This is a genomic window from Pantoea leporis (assembly GCF_028048155.1).
In the GTDB taxonomy this organism is placed as follows: Bacteria; Pseudomonadota; Gammaproteobacteria; order Enterobacterales; family Enterobacteriaceae; genus Pantoea; species Pantoea leporis.
Genome location: NZ_JALMEU010000011.1, coordinates 46688 through 63622, shown reverse-complemented (window position 1 = coordinate 63622; position 16935 = coordinate 46688). Strand labels below are relative to the sequence as shown.

Here is a 16935-nt window from a genome sequence, read left to right as displayed (position 1 = left end):
CTTCCTGCTTCAGGAGTTGCTATGCGTACTCTCTATTTGGCCTTAACGCTGCTGCTCAGCGGCTGCGCCGCTTTCACCACCACGCCACAAGCTCCGCCGCCGCCCACGCAGCACGCGCAGGAGATTTCACGCGCGCAGAGTATTGGCCTGCCGAAGCTCGGAACTATTACCACCACCACACGCGGCTCTCCTGATGATGCGCAGCGCGCTATTGCCGCGAAAGCCAATGAGGCGGGCGCGGTTTACTATCAAATTTTGATGCTGGATGAGACCACCATCCCCAGCTTCTGGTACGCCACTGCCATTCTGTATGGCGCGCCGTCAACCGGCGCTGCAGCGCAACAGTAAGCGCGTGCAGAGATCGTCGCTTAATGCCCGTGTGCCGCGCAGATCAAGCTGCTGCTGACACCAGCCATCGGCCAGCGGCGGCTCTGCCACTTTCAGCAGAATCGCGGCACTTGCCAGCTGCAGTAACTCGCGCGTGATTTCTCGCGCCTGCCCTTCACGCGGGTTCGCGAGCTGCAAGCGTAATTGCCGCCAGCGGCGATCAAAGTGACGATTACTGCCCTTCACCGCCTCAAACTCATCGTGCAGCATGGTCATCACCTCGGCGTGACGACCGAGCACCCGCATGACATCCAGGCACATCACATTGCCGGCGCCTTCCCAGATACTATTCACTGGCATCTCACGATAAAGACGCGGCAGCTCGCTCTCTTCGCAATAGCCAATGCCGCCCAACACTTCCATCGCTTCTGCCACAAAAGGCATGCCCGCCTGGCAGATCACAAATTTGGCGGCGGGTGTGAACAGACGTGCGTATAAGCGCTCATGTTCGCTGGCCGGTGTTGACCAGGCGCGCGCCAGCCGCAGCAGCAGTGCGGTTTGCCCTTCCAGCTGTAGCGCCTGTTGCGCCAGTACCGCGCGCATCAACGGTTGATCGATAAGGTTCTTGCCCATCACCTGACGCTGCTGCGCATGATGCACGGCAATCGACAGCGCACGGCGCATCTGTCCGTGACTGCCCAGCGCGCAGTCGAAGCGCGTCATGCCGCCCATTTTGAGGATCAGCCGCACCCCTTCGCCCTCTTCACCCATCAGCCAGCCGATAGCATCCTGAAATTCCACTTCAGCGCTGGCGTTGGAGCGATTGCCGAGCTTGTCTTTAAGGCGTTCGATGCGAATAGCGTTGCGCGTGCCGTCCGGCAGCAAGCGTGGCAGGAAGAAGCAACTCAATCCCTGTGACGTTTGCGCCAGAATCAGATGCGCATCGCTTTGCGGGACCGAGAAAAACCATTTATGGCCGGTGATGCGATACGCTTCGCCCGGCCCGCGCACGCCGAGCGGTTCGGCGCGTGTGGTGTTGCTCAACACATCGGTGCCGCCCTGTTTTTCCGTCATGCCCATGCCAATCAACAGACCGCGTTTCTTGTTGCCAGGCAGATGATGCGCATCGTAACGATCGCTGAGCAGCGCTTCGCGCCAGTCAGCGTAGGGTTCAGGCAGATGATTTTGCAGCAGCGGAATGGCGGCGTGCGTCATGGTCACCGGACAGAGCGAGCCGGCTTCCACTTGGGCATGCAGGATAAATCGTGCGGCACGCGCCACCATCGCCTGTGGCTGCACGTCGGGCTGCCAGCTGAGATTGTGTAGCCGGCTGGCGCACAATCCCTGCATCAGCAGATGCCAGGCGGGATGAAAACGCACTTCGTCAAGGCGTTCGCCGCGCGCGTTGTAGCGCAGCAGTTCCGGCGCTTCGACGTTAGCTAAGCGGCCTAACTCAAGGGATTCGGCACTGCCGAGTTGCAGGCCGACGGAAGCCAGCCATTCGCGATCCCAGCTGGCACCTTCGCGTGCAACGGCCTCGCACAGGGCGATATCACGCGTGAACAGGTTGCTGTTGCTGAGTGGATGGGGCTGATTGAATACGGTGTGAGTGGTCCAAATCATATAACGTCCTCCTCATACTCATTTTTCAAGTATGAAGAGGATGTGCAGTTATGCCTGGCCTGGAAAATTTTTTGCGGCGGGGATCACGCCTGACGCTGACGAACGGCTTCGAACAAGCACACGCCGGTGGCAACTGACACGTTGAGTGACGAGACGCTGCCTGCCATTGGGATGCTAATCAGCTCATCGCAATGCTCACGCGTTAAACGACGCATGCCTTCACCTTCTGCGCCCATCACCAGCGCCATTGGGCCGGTCATTTTGCTTTGGTAAACGGTGTGATCGGCTTCGCCTGCGGTGCCAACCACCCAGACGTGGTATTCCTGCAGCAAGCGCAAGGTGCGCGCCAGGTTGGTGACGCGAATCAACGGCACGTTTTCCGCTGCGCCGCTGGCCACCTTCTTCGCGGTGGCATTCAACGGTGCTGCACGGTCTTTTGGCACGATGACCGCATGCACGCCCGCGGCATCCGCGCTGCGCAGGCAAGCACCAAGGTTGTGCGGATCGGTAACGCCATCCAGCACCAGCAGGAACGGCTTCTCGAGGCTCTGCAGCAGATCCGGTAAATCACCTTCCTGATACTGCTTGCCCGGCTTCACGCGCGCCACGATGCCCTGATGCACGCCGCCTTCAACCTGGCTATCGAGCCATTGACGGTTCGCCACCTGCACCGGGATTCCCTGAGCTTCCAGTGCGAGGATCAGCGGCTGCAGGCGACGATCGTCGCGGCCTTTAAGGATAAAGACTTCCTGAAAACGCTGAGGATCACGCTCCAGCAGCGCCTGCACGCTATGAATACCAAAAATTATTTCACTCATTACTTTGCTCAAGGTTGGATTTAGATCGTTGAATTCGGAGATTCAGGTGCGCAGGAACGCGCACCCTACAACGGTTTCGTCAGGTCGCCCTGCAAGGCGACCAAACTATCAGGCTTCGTCAGGCTGCTTCTTCGACGCGCGCTTAGACTTGGTGGCGGCGGCGATTTTACGGGTTTTCTCGGAGACTTTTTTGCCTTTTTTCTCGGTTTTAGCCGGTTTTTCAGCAACCGCAGGCTTTTTCTTTTCGCCGCGGAACGCTGAATCAGGTTCGAAAGTGCCCTTCTTGCCGGCATCACGACGACGCTTGGCTGGCGGTTTGCCACCGCGTTTCTCACGCTCACGTTCGGTTTTGCCTTCGCCGCGCGGTACACGCTTGCTGGAGATCAGCGCGAAGTCGATTTTACGCTCGTCCATATGCACGGCTTCAACCCGCACTTCCACCGCATCGCCCAGACGATAAGTACGGCCGCCGGATTCACCAATCAGACGCTGACCCACCGCATCGAAGCGATAATAGTCGTTATCCAGCGAGGAGACGTGCACCAAACCATCGATAAACAGTTCGTTAAGACGTACGAAGAAACCAAAGCCGGTCACGCTGGAGATCACGCCGTTGAACACGTTGCCAACCTGATCCTGCATGAAGTCACACTTCAGCCAATCGGCAACATCGCGCGTGGCTTCATCAGCACGGCGCTCGGTCAGTGAACAGTGCTGGCCCAGCTGCAGCATCTGCTGCATGTCGTAGTGATAGCCGCCGGTCGGCGTGGTGATGCCATCCACTTCGCCGCGCTCTTTTGCCAGCAGATATTTGATGGCGCGATGCAGCAGCAAATCCGGATAGCGGCGAATCGGCGAGGTGAAGTGCGCGTACGACGCCAGCGCCAGGCCGAAGTGACCCCGGTTTTCAGGATCGTAAACCGCCTGTTTCATCGAACGCAGCAGCATGGTTTGCAGCATTTCTGCGTCTGGCCGATCGGCCACTTGCTTCAGCAAGGCGGCATAATCGGTCGGGTGTGGCTTAGTGCCACCCGGCAGGCTTAAGCCCAGCTCGTTCAATACGGTACGGAAGCTTTTGATGCTGTCTTCGCTTGGACGATCGTGATCGCGGAACAGCGCAGGCTCTTCATTTTTCTCAACAAAACGCGCTGAGGCGATGTTGGCGAGAATCATACACTCTTCAATCAGCTTATGCGCATCATTGCGTGAGGTGCGCTCAACGCGCTCAATGCGACGCTCGGCGTTGAAGATGAACTTGGGTTCATCGGTCTCAAACGAAATGCCGCCACGCTGCTCGCGCGCGGTTTCCAGCACCTGATACATGTTGTGCAACTCGTGCAGATGAGGAACCTGAGCCGCGTATTGTTCACGCAGATCGGCATCACCTTGCAGAATGTTCCACACTTTGTTGTAGGTCAGTCGCGCATGGGAATTCATCACCGCTTCATAGTGTTTGAAACCGGTAAGTTTGCCGCTGGAGGAGATGGTCATCTCACACACCATGCACAAACGATCAACCTGCGGATTCAGCGAGCACAAGCCGTTGGAGAGAATCTCCGGCAGCATCGGGATAACCTGCGACGGGAAATAGACCGAGGTGCCGCGCTGATGCGCTTCATCGTCCAGCGGCGTGCCCGGACGCACGTAATAGCTGACGTCGGCAATGGCCACCCATAAACGCCAGCCGCCGCCGCGCTTCTTCTCGCAGAAAACCGCATCATCAAAGTCACGCGCATCTTCACCATCAATGGTGACCAGCGGCAACTTACGTAAATCAACACGTCCCAGCTTCGCCTCTTCCGGTACTTCTTCTTTCAGCTTAGCGATCTGCTTCTCAACTTCTTCCGGCCATGTGTGCGGGATTTCATGGGTGCGCACCGCCATATCGACCGCAAGGCTGGTGCCCATATCGTCGCCCAGCAGTTCAGTCACTTTGCCGAGCGCTTTGGTGCGACGCGTCGCACGTTGGGTGATTTCAACCACCACCACTGAACCCATACGCGCGTTAAGCGTTTCTTCTTGCGGGATCAGGATGTCGAAACTCAGGCGGCTGTCATCCGGCACCACAAAACCGGTGCCTGCATCGGTAAAGTAGCGGCCGACGATCTGGCTGTTACGTGGCTCAAGCACGCGCACCACGCGCGCTTCACGACGACCTTTACGATCGGCGCTGCCTGGCTGCGCCAGAATCACGTCGCCGTGCAGGCAGAATTTCATCTGCTCAGCAGAGAGATAGAAATCATCTTTCTGACCGTCTACGCGCAGGAAGCCATAGCCATCGCGATGGCCAATCACTTTACCGCGAAGCAGATCAAGACGTTCTGGCAGGGCGTAACATTGACGGCGAGTAAACACCAGCTGGCCATCGCGCTCCATGGCGCGCAGACGACGACGCAGCGCTTCCAGCTGCTCTTCGCTGGTGATATTCAATTCCTGCGCGATGTCATCGCGGCTGGTCGGCTTTTCGCGTTTTTCCAGCAGTGCCAGAATAAATTCGCGGCTTGGAATTGGGTTTTCGTATTTTTCAGCTTCTCTATCCTGATAAGGATCTTTTGACATTACGGTTCCTCCGATGTCATTTAATTTGGATTGCCACCGGCGGTTCGGACAATAAAAGTTGGTACAGCGAATCGTTATCTTTGACCAAATCGGCCAGCGTATACTTGTCCAGTTCCTTGAGGAATAGCTGGACCGCATCGTGCAGTGCTTTACGCAAACGACAGGCTGGCGTGATCACACACTCGTCGCAGTTCACGAGCTGCAATGGCTCCATTCTTCGCACCACATCGCCAATGACGATTTTTTCCGGGTCCATGCCTAAACGAATTCCGCCGTTTTTACCGCGTGTTGCGGCGACAAAGCCAGCCCGGCTAAGTTGATTGATGATTTTAACCATATGGTTACGCGACACCCCGTAGGTATCGGTGACTTCGGTAATGTTGGTCTGCTTACCTTCCGGTAACGTCGCCATGTAAATCAGGGCACGCAGACCATAATCGGTAAAACTTGTTAGCTGCACATATACCTCAGTGAATCATCGAACGTTATGGTTATGCGCCGGTCGGCGTGATGTTTAAATATGATGATAAACCAGAGCGTGGTGGCCGGTGCGTTTTTTTCCGGCAAGTATCGATATTTGCAAGAAAAAATAGAGTGAGTGGAGTCAAAGATTAGAAATACAAAGGCCGGACAGAGTCCGGCCTGAGGAGATTATGCGTCGAACGGGTCGCGCAGAATCATGGTCTCACTGCGGTCTGGGCCGGTAGAAATAATATCAATCGGCACACCGGTCACTTCTTCTACACGTTTGATGTAGTCACGTGCAGCTTGCGGCAGACCTTCCAGCGTCTTGACGCCGAATGTGGTCTCGCTCCAGCCTGGCATGGTTTCGTAAATCGGCTCAATGCCTTCCCAACCTTCAGCTGCCAGCGGCGTGGTGGTCATTTCGCGGCCATCTGGCATGCGATAAGCCACACAGATTTTCACTTCTTTCAGGCCATCCAGCACGTCCAGTTTGGTCATGCAGAAACCTGACAAGGAGTTGATCTGTACGGCACGGCGAACGGCAACCGCATCCAGCCAGCCGGTACGACGACGACGACCGGTGGTCGCGCCGAACTCGTTACCTTGAGCACACAGGAACTCGCCGGTTTCATCGAACAGTTCGGTCGGGAATGGACCGGCACCCACGCGTGTTGAGTAGGCTTTCACGATACCCAGCACGTAATCAACATAGCGTGGACCAATACCTGAACCCGTCGCTACGCCACCTGCGGTGGTGTTTGATGAGGTCACGTATGGATAGGTACCGTGGTCGATATCCAGCAGCGTACCCTGCGCACCTTCAAACATGATCAGGTCGCCACGCTTGCGCGCGCCGTCCAGCAGATCAGACACATCAACCACCATGCTGGTAATGATATCGGCCACCGCCAGCGTATCACTCAGCACTTTTTCGTAGTCAACTGCGTCGGTTTTGTAATAGTTAACCAGCTGGAAGTTGTAGAAATCGACGATCTCTTTCAGCTTCACCGCAAAGGTTTCTTTGTTGAAGAGATCGCTCACGCGCAGACCGCGACGTGCCACTTTATCTTCATAGGCAGGACCGATACCGCGACCGGTGGTGCCGATAGCTTTAGCGCCACGCGCTTTTTCGCGCGCCACATCCATTGCTACGTGGTACTGCAGAATCAATGGGCAAGCTTCAGAGATCAACAGACGTTCACGTACCGGCACACCGCGCTCTTCCAGACCTTTCATCTCTTTCATCAGCGCTTCAGGCGACAGGACAACGCCGTTACCAATGATGCTGGTGACGTTTTCACGCAGGATGCCAGATGGAATTAAGTGGAGGACGGTTTTTTCACCGTTGATGACAAGTGTATGGCCTGCATTATGGCCACCTTGGTAACGCACGACGTAATTCGCGCGCTCTGTCAGAAGGTCTACGATCTTACCTTTACCTTCGTCACCCCATTGGGTGCCCAGTACGACGACGTTCTTACCCATTTTTTCAAAATCACCGATTGCTTAAAAATGGATTCTACCACCTGACTTTTACTCTTTCAGCACTTTTAGCATACGATTGCGCTGTTTTTTGCCTGAGTTTTGCTCAGCTCACAACATGTTGGGGGAACAGCGGCCAACAGACACAATTGAGTCGGGCGGCCTCACATAAATTCAGGCTGATTAACGCGCATGCATGCTGATCATGGCGTAAATCACCACGCCGGCCACCACTAAACCGCCACCAAAACGATGCAAGAGACGATCGGGCAACTGCGTCATCGCCAGAATCATCCGCCGCCACACGCGTGGCATTAACATCGGTCCAAGTCCTTCCAGCACCAAAACCAAAGCCAGCGCCATCCAGATGGTTGAATTCATGATTTTTCCCAAAAAAAAGGCCGACAACATTGTCGGCCTGGACTTTATATCAGTTCTTAACGCGTGGCGTTAGAGGGCGCTTTCATATAGCGGAAGAAATCGCTATCCGGGCTCAGCACCAGCACATCCTGGTTGTCTGAGAAGCTATTCTCATAGGCACGCAGGCTACGGATAAAGGCATAGAAATCCGGATCCTGGCTGAAGGCATCAGCAAACAGTTTTGCCGCTTCACCATCACCTTCACCGCGAGAAATCAGCGCTTCACGCTGTGCTTCTGCCAGCGTACGCGTGACCTGATAATCGGCCTGTGCACGCAGTTTCTCTGCCTCTTCCTGACCTTGTGAACGCTGACTACGCGCTACCGCTTCACGCTCGGCGCGCATACGGTTGTAGATCGCGTCAGAGACTTCAGTCGGCAGGTTGATCTGCTTGATGCGCACGTCGACAACTTCAATACCTAACGCAGCCATGCTGTTCGGGTTTGGTGCCGGCTCACTGCTGTTGGTTTCACGTTCTACACGTGCTGCCGCACTCGCAATCGCATCATCCGCTGCTGGCGTCTGAACGTCATCATCATTGCCAGCGCTGCCGGTGTTCAGGGCATCACGCACGTCGGTGGTTAAACGGCCACGTGAATCAGTCACGATGTCTTTCACATCCAGACGACCCATTTCAGAACGCAGACGGTCACTGAACTTACGTTTCAGCAGCACTTCTGCCTGAGAAACGTCGCCACCACCGGTTGCCAGGTAGTAACGGCTGAAGTCACTGATGCGCCACTTGATGTAAGAATCAACGATCAGGTCTTTCTTCTCTTTGGTAACAAAGCGGTCAGCCTGGTTATCCATGGTCTGAATGCGCGCATCCAGTGATTTCATGGTTTCGATAAACGGAATTTTGAAATGCAGACCCGGTGCGTACACCAGCGGTTTGTTTTCGTCATCACGCAGAACCTTACCAAAGCGCAGCACGATGCCGCGTTGGCCTTCCTGCACCACGAACAGTGACGCGTAAAGCACCACCAGCACTACAATAATTACGGCGATGATTGGCTTACGCATCGATTACTCCCTCCCCTGGCGCTGGGTATCGTTGCGCAGCGCATTGGCGCGACGCTGATCCATGATGCTGTCTGGACTGTAAGATGAAGAATCTCCACGGCTCGCATTACTATCGGACGACGAAGGAGACTTCATTAAATTCGTCATTTTCTGACCGCCCTGGCCAGATGCCTGACCACCGCGCATCAGTTGATCCAATGGCAGGACTGTCAAATTATTACCACGATCGCTGATCAATACCTTGCGGGTATGACTCAGCACACGTTCCATGGTTTCAATATAGAGACGCTCTTTCGTGATTTCTGGTGCAGCTTTATATTCAGGCAGCAAGCGAGCAAAACGCGCCACTTCACCCTGCGCTTCTAACACCGTACGTTCTTTGTAAGCACGACCCTCTTCGAGGATACGTTGCGCCTGACCATTAGCACGCGGCTGAACTTCGTTCGAATAAGCTTCAGCTTCACGAACATACTGTTCACGGTTTTCACGCGCGGCAATCGCATCATCAAACGCGGCTTTTACTTCTTCTGGTGGGCGCGCCGCCTGGAAGTTTACGTCCAGCAGGGTAATACCCATGTTGTACGGACGGATAGTCTCGTCAAGCTCACGCTGAGTTTCGCTACGTACCACGGTACGACCTTCCGTCAGGATGCGGTCCATGGTTGAGCGACCAATCACGCCACGCAAGGCGCTGTCGGTGGCCTGACGCAGGCTGTCGTCGGCACTGGTCACGGCATACAGATAACGCTCAGGATCCGTCACGCGATACTGCACGTTCATCTCAACGCGCACTACGTTCTCATCCGACGTCAACATCACGCCAGACGCAGCCAGTTCACGTACGGCTTCTACGTTTACGGCGCGAACCTGATCGACGAAAGTCGGTTTCCAGTTGAGGCCTGGCTCAACCAGATGGCTAAATTTGCCAAAGCGCGTGACGACGCCACGTTCCGCTTCTTTGATGGTGTAGAAACCGCTAGCCGCCCAGATAACGACTGCCGCTACGGCAACAATGCCAACCACTTTGCCACCGCTACCGCCGCTGCGCTGGCCATTGTCATTCTGTTTGCCACCGCCCAGTCCGCCGAGTTTTTTACTCAACTTTCGGAAGATATCATCCAGATCAGGTGGTCCCTGATCGCGACCTCCTTTATTTCCCCCAGAGTTGCCGCCTTGATTATTGCTGCTTCCCCACGGGTCGCGGTCCTGTCCGTTATTTCCGGGCTGATTCCACGCCATGTTTCTACTCCATTTATTGTATTTACGTTTTTTACCCTTCATCTTTCGGATTGCAGCTTCGTTGGCTGCCTTCGTTCACCCCAGTCACTTACTGATGTAAGCTCCTGGGGATTCACTCAGTTGCCGCCTTGCTGGAATCCGAAATATTCGGGTAAATCCTGCACATACGGCCTGCAACGATAATGACGACAATCTAAAAGATATTGAGTAAAGGCGTTTGGGCAATTTCAAACAATATAACTGGCTAGCGACGGCTCTTGTTTACACAGACGACGCCAATCAACTATCGGCATACGCACGTGCAAACTCACACAGCCATCATCTTCATTCCATTCTTTTTCTATAGCATGCAACTGATAAAAACGACTGCGCAAACGGCCCGCTTCCGGCGGCAGACGTAAATCGTACTGCGCGATTTCACCGGCTAAACGCTCCGAGAGCGCCTGCCACAGCAACGGCAGACCCACGCCGCTCTGTGCAGATAACCACACACGAATCGGCTGGTTCTCTTCGTTGCGATCGATACGCGGCACAAAGTCCTCAAGCATATCGATTTTGTTCATGATCAACAGCGCCGGAATTTCGTCAGCTTCAATCTCTTCCAGAACTTCATTTACTGCATCAATGTTGTCATTCACACGCAAATCGGCGGCGTCAATCACATGCAGCAGCAATGTCGCCTGACGCGTTTCCTGCAGCGTGGCTTTAAACGCCGCGACTAAGTCGTGCGGCAAATGACGGATAAAACCAACGGTGTCTGCTAAAACCACTTCACCCACATCCGCCACATTCAGACGACGCAATGTCGGATCAAGTGTCGCGAACAGTTGATCCGCTACGTACACATCCGCAGAGGTAATCGCGTTGAACAGAGTGGATTTACCGGCGTTGGTGTAACCCACCAGCGAAACGGTTGGCACGTCAGCTTTGGCACGCGCTTGTCTGCCCTGATCGCGCTGTTTTTCGACGCGTTCAAGACGGGAGAGAATCTGACTGATACGGCCACGCAGCAAGCGTCGGTCCGTTTCCAGCTGAGTTTCACCCGGACCACGTAAACCGATACCGCCTTTCTGGCGTTCAAGGTGTGTCCATCCGCGAACCAAACGGGTTGCTAAATGGCGTAGTTGTGCCAGCTCGACCTGCAATTTACCCTCATGGGTGCGGGCGCGCTGGGCGAATATATCGAGAATTAAGCCGGTGCGATCGATTACGCGACATGCGCACAGCCGTTCAAGATTACGTTCCTGAGCAGGAGTTAAGGCATGATCGAATAAAACGACCGATGCTCCACTCGCTTTTACCGCATCGGCAATTTCAACTGCCTTTCCTTCACCGACAAAATATTTGGGATGTGGCGCTTTACGGCTGCCCGTAATGACTTGCAGCGCTTCAACGCCCGCAGAAGAGACAAGAGTTTCAAACTCCTGCAAATCTTCCAGCTCTTTGTCTTGGGAGAACCAGATGTGTACCAGTACGGCCTGCTCACCGGCATCATAACGGTCAAACAAGCTATAACCTCGCTAAAATAAAATAACCAGGACAGGAAAACGTGCTCGTTCTCCAGCCCTGGCTTTACGGCAGCGCAAAATTATTCTGCGTTATCGCCGTCTTGTTGTGGCTGCGACTGAGCGCTTTGATTGCTTCCGCTGTGATGATAGTTGCTGCTACCACCGCTGCCGCCCGCGTTATTGCTATGGTGCGACACTGGACGAGAAGGAACCACTGTAGAGATGGCGTGTTTATACACCATCTGGCTGACCGTGTTTTTTAACAGAATGACGAACTGATCAAAGGATTCAATTTGCCCTTGCAGCTTAATACCATTCACCAAATAGATCGAAACCGGTACACGTTCACGACGCAATGCGTTCAAAAACGGGTCTTGTAAAGATTGCCCCTTAGCCATTCTATCTTTTCCTTATATGCTTGTTGTTTGTTGCTTTAAGAACCGTGGTTCAGAAAAACTGCGTAAAAATTTGCGCACGATAACGGACCAATTGTACACAATCATCCCTGCTACGCACTAACTACCTTAAGCACCGCATTACGCGATAACTCTGGCTCATCACTGTTTAACCAGTGTACTTCAGGCCAGCCACGTAACCAGGTCATCTGGCGTTTAGCGAGCTGCCGAGTGGCGCAAATTCCCCGATAAACCATTTCGTCGTAATCGATTTCACCTGACAAATAAGACCACATCTGGCGATAACCAACACAACGAATGGAAGGCATGTCCGTATGCAAATCACCTCGCGCAAACAGTGCACGAGCCTCCGCTTCAAATCCTGACGCTAGCATCTGGTCGTAACGCAACGCAATGCGTTGATGTATTAGTTCACGACTCGCAGGTGCGATAGCAAACTGGTACACGTCGTAGGGTAACGCTTCGCCGGAGGTTTTTGTCAGTTCCGTTAAAGTTTTACCCGAAATAAAAAAAACTTCCAGTGCTCGCGAAAGTCTCTGCGGATCATTCGGATGAATACGACTACCGGCGACCGGATCGATTTCACACAGCTGACGGTGCAAGGCTTCCCACCCTTTCTCCGCCGCCATTTGCTCTATTCGCTGACGCACCTCGGGATCGGCCGAGGGCAACGGCGACAATCCTTCAAGTAATGCCTTGAAGTAGAGCATGGTTCCACCAACAAGCAACGGAATCTTCCCCTTCCGGGTGATATCCGCCATTTCTGCCAACGCATCGCGACGAAATTCTGCGGCGGAATACGCTTCCGCCGGATCGCGAATGTCCAGCAAACGATGGGGCGCCAGTGCTAACTCTTCTGCCGACGGTTTCGCCGTGCCAATATCCATCCCGCGATAGATTAAGGCAGAGTCAACGCTAATAAGTTCCACCGGAAGTTGCTGGCGCAGCGAAATCGCTAATGCCGTCTTACCGGAGGCAGTAGGCCCCATCAAAAAAATTGCCTTTGGCCGGCTAGCCTGGTTTAGTTCACTCATGCTTCAACGCGTTTAGCGCGCTCTCAATCTCAATGGTCTGTAACAGACCTGAAGGCGGCGACTTCAGCAGTTGCGGACAAAGCCTTTCCAGCTCTGCCAGCAGTGCAATCGCCTGCGAGTGATTCCAGTGAGCGTCTTCTGCATCATCTCGACGCGCCAGCCATGGGGCCAACGTGGATGCAGAAACCTCTTGCTGCCGGGCCAGGTAGCCTAACAGTTCTGGAATCAAGATTTGTAAATTTTGTGTTCGTAACGGTAAAGGCACCGCGCGCAACGTCACGTGTTGCCCTTCTCGTTGTAAATCAATGCCCATCTGGCTCAGTAGCGCGGCATGATCGGCGATGGCGGCCAGCTCGGGCGCAGCAATTTTCAGGCGCACCGGGATCAGGAGCGGCTGCGGTTTTAAACCCTCTTCCCCTGGTTCAAGCTGGGCCTGTTTTAGCCAGCGCGCCGCCACGGCCAGCGATAACAATTGCAATGCGCTACCACGTTCCAGCAGCGCATAACGATCCTTCAAAACGCTTAACACGCGGCCAAAACTTTGCGCATGAGCGGCCAGCGGCGCTTCACGCTTTTCCGGCAAACGCACCGGAGCCGCGGCAGGAACTGGCGCCGCGCGCGGCGTTTCTACCATCGGCGTTTTCATCAACTGCTTATAGGCATTACCTTCACGCGCACTGTAAACCGGCTCTTTGTTCTGCCAGTTCGCACTCGCGGCCGCAGAAGCGCCGCCGCTGCGTGGCGTGTTGCTGGGTTGTGCAAAGTGGTTCGCGCCTGCCGCCTGACGGTTTTCTGGCTGCCACTTTGGCGCTGGTTCTTCGGCATGGGCGATGGGCAATTCCGGCGCGCGGCTGGCTTGCAGCGCACTCATCACGCCTTGCCAGATAAAATCATGTACCAGACGCGACTGATGAAAACGCACCTCGTGCTTAGCCGGATGGACGTTGACATCCACCTGATGCGGGTCGATCTCCAGATATAGCACGTAAGCTGGCTGCTGATCGTCACCAAGCTGCGTTTGATAAGCCTGACGAATCGCGTGATTGATGAGCTTGTCGCGCATCATGCGTCCGTTGACGTAGCAATATTGCAGATCGGTAACCTGGCGCGAACCGTGAGGATCGGCGACCCAACCGCGCAGCGCTAAATCATCGTGCTGCCACTCAATGCGTAAAGCGTGCTGCATAAACGTGGTGCCGCAAATGGCCCCTAAACGCCGCTCCCGCTGCGCATCTTCACTGACCGCGCGATACTGACGCATTAACTTACCGTTGTGGCTAAGCGAAATAGCGACGTCAAAGCGTGCCAGCGCAATACGACGAATCACCTCATCGATATGGGTAAACTCGGTCTTTTCAGTGCGCATGAATTTGCGGCGAGCGGGCGTGTTATAGAACAGGTCGAGCACTTCCAGCGAGGTACCTACTGGATGCGCAGCCGGTTTCACCGTCACATCCATGTCGCGCCCTTCCGCGTAGGCTTGCCAGGCTTCGCTTTGGTCGGCGGTGCGTGAAGTCAGCGTTAAACGAGAAACGGAACTGATACTAGCGAGCGCTTCGCCACGAAAGCCGAGGCTCATGATCGCCTCAAGGTCATCAAGCGAAGCAATTTTGCTGGTCGCATGCCGCGCCAATGCCATTGCAAGCTCGGCTTTGGCGATACCGCAGCCGTTGTCGCGAATGCGGATGAGCTTCGCGCCACCTTTCTCAATATCGACGTCAATGCGCGTTGCGCCGGCATCAAGGCTGTTTTCCACCAGCTCTTTTACGACCGACGCCGGGCGCTCAACCACTTCGCCTGCGGCAATCTGGTTCGCCAGCTGCGGCGGTAAAATCTGTATTGGCATGGTGGTGATCCTTCTGGCTGGTTGGCTCACGGGGAGCCAACAATCAGGATTGCGGAATTTTTAAGTTTTGCCCCAGCATCACATTGCTCGACTTCATATTATTCGCCTGCATGATGGCTTTTGAGCTCACGCCATAGTGCGCGGCAATCGCCGTGAGGGAATCGCCGCGCACCACTTTATGCCGGGTTGGACGACTCGCCGCCACGCTGACGCTGGATTTCGCGGGCACCTTCAGGCGCTGTCCCACCCAAACCACATCGCGTTTCAGGCTATTCATCTCACGTAACGTCGCCATGCTCACGCCATATTTTGCCGCGATGCCCGACAGCGTTTCGCCACGCGTGACGGTATGACGCTGCGTTGCGCCGGTATATTGCACCGTGCCGGTCGCCGGGTTGCTGGCGACGCTAACCGCTGGTGCGCTGTCCAGCGGCCGGTTTTCCTCCTTTGGGATCGATTGCAGCGGATGCGTAAGGAAATAATTGCGCAGGCCTTTATAAATCGACTGAGCAATCTTCTCCTGATACGCGCTGCTGCCAAGCAGCCGCTCCTCCGCGGCATTACTAATAAAGCCGGTTTCGACCAGTAAAGAGGGAATATCCGGGGAACGTAAAACGCCAAGGCTGGCATGTTCCGGCAGACGCTTATGCAGCGGCGTAATACCGCGCAACTGCTGCAGGACTTTGACGGCGACGTCATAACCTACACGCTGTGAATGACCAAACTGCAAATCCAGCACTGCCTGGCTAAGATAGGGATCGGCCTGGCTGTTCGCCAGCAGATCCCCTGCGCCGCCCAGCAGCTCAGATTGTTTTTCTTTCTGTTCCAGCCAGTTCGCCATTTCGTTATTGGCGCGGCGGTTAGACAGCACCCAAACCGATGCGCCAGTGGCTGAGTGATTTGGCGCGGCGTCGGCGTGAATGGATACCAGCAGGTTCGCGTTCTCTTTACGCGCCACTTCTGAGCGGCCCATTACCGAGATGAAATAGTCGCCGTTACGCGTCAGCACCGGTTTGAACATCGGATCCTGATCCATCAGCGCTTTCAACTTACGCGCAATTGAGATGGTGACATTTTTCTCGTGCAAACCGTGCTGGCCGGATGCGCCGGGATCCTGACCGCCGTGCCCGGCATCAATCGCCACAATTACCACATCGTTGCGACTAACCGAGTTGCCGGGACGCACGGTGGTATTGCTGCTGGTCACCGCTGTCACCTGATTGGCGTTGAACGGATTGCCCTGGCTGCTGCTGCTCGGCTGGCTTTCACGCGCGGTGGTAACAGGCGCAGCAGCGGCCGGGCGCTTCGCTGGCTGCGTCCCACGAATGGTGAACACCACGCGATAATTACTGCCATCGCGCTGCGTGCTGGCGCGCGTCTGCGCGGGCTGCGTCAGTTCGAACACCAAACGCAGGCTTTGCTTATCCTTCGGCTGGCTATGGCGAATGCGCTGCACAATATTTTCGCCGCTAAAATTGAGCGGCAAACCTTTAATCGCGCCGCTTTGACGAATATCCAGCACCACACGATTGGGATTGTGCAGCGGAAAAAAGCCATACACGGGCTGACCGTTAAAGCTCAGCGTGACGGTAGCTTGGCTATCGCCATTTTCGACTTTGATATCCGATAACGTGGCAGACAACGCCGAGGCAGAAAACAGGCACAGCAAGCCCAGTACAATGATTTTCATCCGTGACATCATGCCGGATCCCTGCCTTGCTGGAATTGGGTTAACAGCGCTTCGCCCGTGGCGGAAATCGCGCTTATTTCGGCTTCACGCGCCGCATCCACGTAGCGCAACGTCAGCGCTAAATCGGGCTCAGGCAGCACGCCGGTGCCCCTCTGCGGCCACTCCACCAGACAGAGCGCATCGCCGGTGAAATAGTCGCGGATGCCCATGAACTCCAACTCTTCGGGATCGGCAAGACGATAGAGATCGAAATGGTACAGCGTGCGAGAGCCGAGCTCGTAGGGCTCGACCAGCGTATACGTTGGGCTTTTTACATTGCCTTGATGGCCGAGCGCCTGCAGAAAACCACGGCTAAAGGTGGTCTTACCGGCACCCAAATCGCCATAAAGATAGATCACCAGCGCGCTGTTGCAGACGCGCGCCAATTGCGCACCCAGATTCAGGGTTGCCGCCTCATCGGGCAAAGGGATAACACAGGTCTTCATG

15 protein-coding genes are annotated in these 16935 nt (G+C 55.1%); 1 reads left to right on the top strand and 14 read right to left on the bottom strand.

Features of this window, described 5'->3' with window-relative positions:
* Positions 1 to 21 precede the first annotated feature (21 nt).
* Positions 22 to 348, top strand: a complete 327-nt coding sequence (gene bsmA / locus MWH02_RS20620; protein ID WP_271461341.1) for a biofilm peroxide resistance protein BsmA — start codon at positions 22 to 24, stop codon at positions 346 to 348.
* Here the strand turns inward: bsmA and MWH02_RS20615 are convergent.
* From MWH02_RS20615 to tsaE, 14 genes are all read right to left on the bottom strand, one after another.
* On the bottom strand, positions 322 to 1950 hold the full coding sequence (locus MWH02_RS20615) for an isovaleryl-CoA dehydrogenase (protein ID WP_271461340.1): 1629 nt from the start codon (positions 1948 to 1950) through the stop codon (positions 322 to 324). The genes bsmA and MWH02_RS20615 overlap by 27 nt on opposite strands.
* A gap of 83 nt (positions 1951 to 2033) precedes the next feature.
* Positions 2034 to 2768 (bottom strand): 23S rRNA (guanosine(2251)-2'-O)-methyltransferase RlmB, encoded by a 735-nt coding sequence (gene rlmB, locus MWH02_RS20610; protein ID WP_101762868.1) that lies wholly within the window; start codon positions 2766 to 2768, stop codon positions 2034 to 2036.
* A gap of 108 nt (positions 2769 to 2876) precedes the next feature.
* The gene (gene rnr, locus MWH02_RS20605) at positions 2877 to 5327 is read right to left on the bottom strand and encodes a ribonuclease R (protein ID WP_271461339.1); all 2451 of its coding nucleotides are present in this window, start codon (positions 5325 to 5327) and stop codon (positions 2877 to 2879) included.
* A 16-nt stretch (positions 5328 to 5343) separates the two neighbouring features.
* Complete coding sequence (nsrR, locus tag MWH02_RS20600) at positions 5344 to 5787, bottom strand: nitric oxide-sensing transcriptional repressor NsrR (RefSeq protein WP_008103609.1); 444 nt, start codon at positions 5785 to 5787, stop codon at positions 5344 to 5346.
* A gap of 191 nt (positions 5788 to 5978) precedes the next feature.
* The gene (locus MWH02_RS20595) at positions 5979 to 7277 is read right to left on the bottom strand and encodes an adenylosuccinate synthase (protein WP_008103611.1); all 1299 of its coding nucleotides are present in this window, start codon (positions 7275 to 7277) and stop codon (positions 5979 to 5981) included.
* Between the two features lie 180 nt (positions 7278 to 7457).
* Positions 7458 to 7655, bottom strand: a complete 198-nt coding sequence (locus MWH02_RS20590; protein WP_101762866.1) for a DUF2065 domain-containing protein — start codon at positions 7653 to 7655, stop codon at positions 7458 to 7460.
* Positions 7656 to 7711: 56 nt separating this feature from the next.
* A complete protein-coding gene (gene hflC, locus MWH02_RS20585) occupies positions 7712 to 8716 on the bottom strand; it encodes a protease modulator HflC (RefSeq protein ID WP_101762865.1) in 1005 nt (334 codons plus the stop codon).
* A gap of 3 nt (positions 8717 to 8719) precedes the next feature.
* Positions 8720 to 9955, bottom strand: coding sequence for an FtsH protease activity modulator HflK (hflK, locus tag MWH02_RS20580; RefSeq protein ID WP_101762864.1), 1236 nt, complete (start codon positions 9953 to 9955; stop codon positions 8720 to 8722).
* A gap of 227 nt (positions 9956 to 10182) precedes the next feature.
* Complete coding sequence (hflX, locus tag MWH02_RS20575) at positions 10183 to 11463, bottom strand: ribosome rescue GTPase HflX (protein WP_271461338.1); 1281 nt, start codon at positions 11461 to 11463, stop codon at positions 10183 to 10185.
* Between the two features lie 80 nt (positions 11464 to 11543).
* Complete coding sequence (gene hfq, locus MWH02_RS20570; RefSeq protein WP_101762863.1) at positions 11544 to 11861, bottom strand: RNA chaperone Hfq; 318 nt, start codon at positions 11859 to 11861, stop codon at positions 11544 to 11546.
* Between the two features lie 110 nt (positions 11862 to 11971).
* The gene (gene miaA, locus MWH02_RS20565; protein ID WP_271461337.1) at positions 11972 to 12913 is read right to left on the bottom strand and encodes a tRNA (adenosine(37)-N6)-dimethylallyltransferase MiaA; all 942 of its coding nucleotides are present in this window, start codon (positions 12911 to 12913) and stop codon (positions 11972 to 11974) included.
* On the bottom strand, positions 12906 to 14759 hold the full coding sequence (mutL, locus tag MWH02_RS20560; RefSeq protein WP_271461336.1) for a DNA mismatch repair endonuclease MutL: 1854 nt from the start codon (positions 14757 to 14759) through the stop codon (positions 12906 to 12908). The genes miaA and mutL overlap by 8 nt, the downstream gene beginning before the upstream one ends.
* A 43-nt stretch (positions 14760 to 14802) precedes the next feature.
* Complete coding sequence (gene amiB, locus MWH02_RS20555) at positions 14803 to 16461, bottom strand: N-acetylmuramoyl-L-alanine amidase AmiB (RefSeq protein ID WP_137386609.1); 1659 nt, start codon at positions 16459 to 16461, stop codon at positions 14803 to 14805.
* Entirely contained in the window at positions 16458 to 16934 is a 477-nt protein-coding gene (tsaE, locus tag MWH02_RS20550; RefSeq protein ID WP_137386610.1) for a tRNA (adenosine(37)-N6)-threonylcarbamoyltransferase complex ATPase subunit type 1 TsaE, read from the bottom strand. Before tsaE ends, amiB begins: the two co-directional genes overlap by 4 nt.
* Between the last annotated feature and the right edge of the window lies 1 nt (position 16935).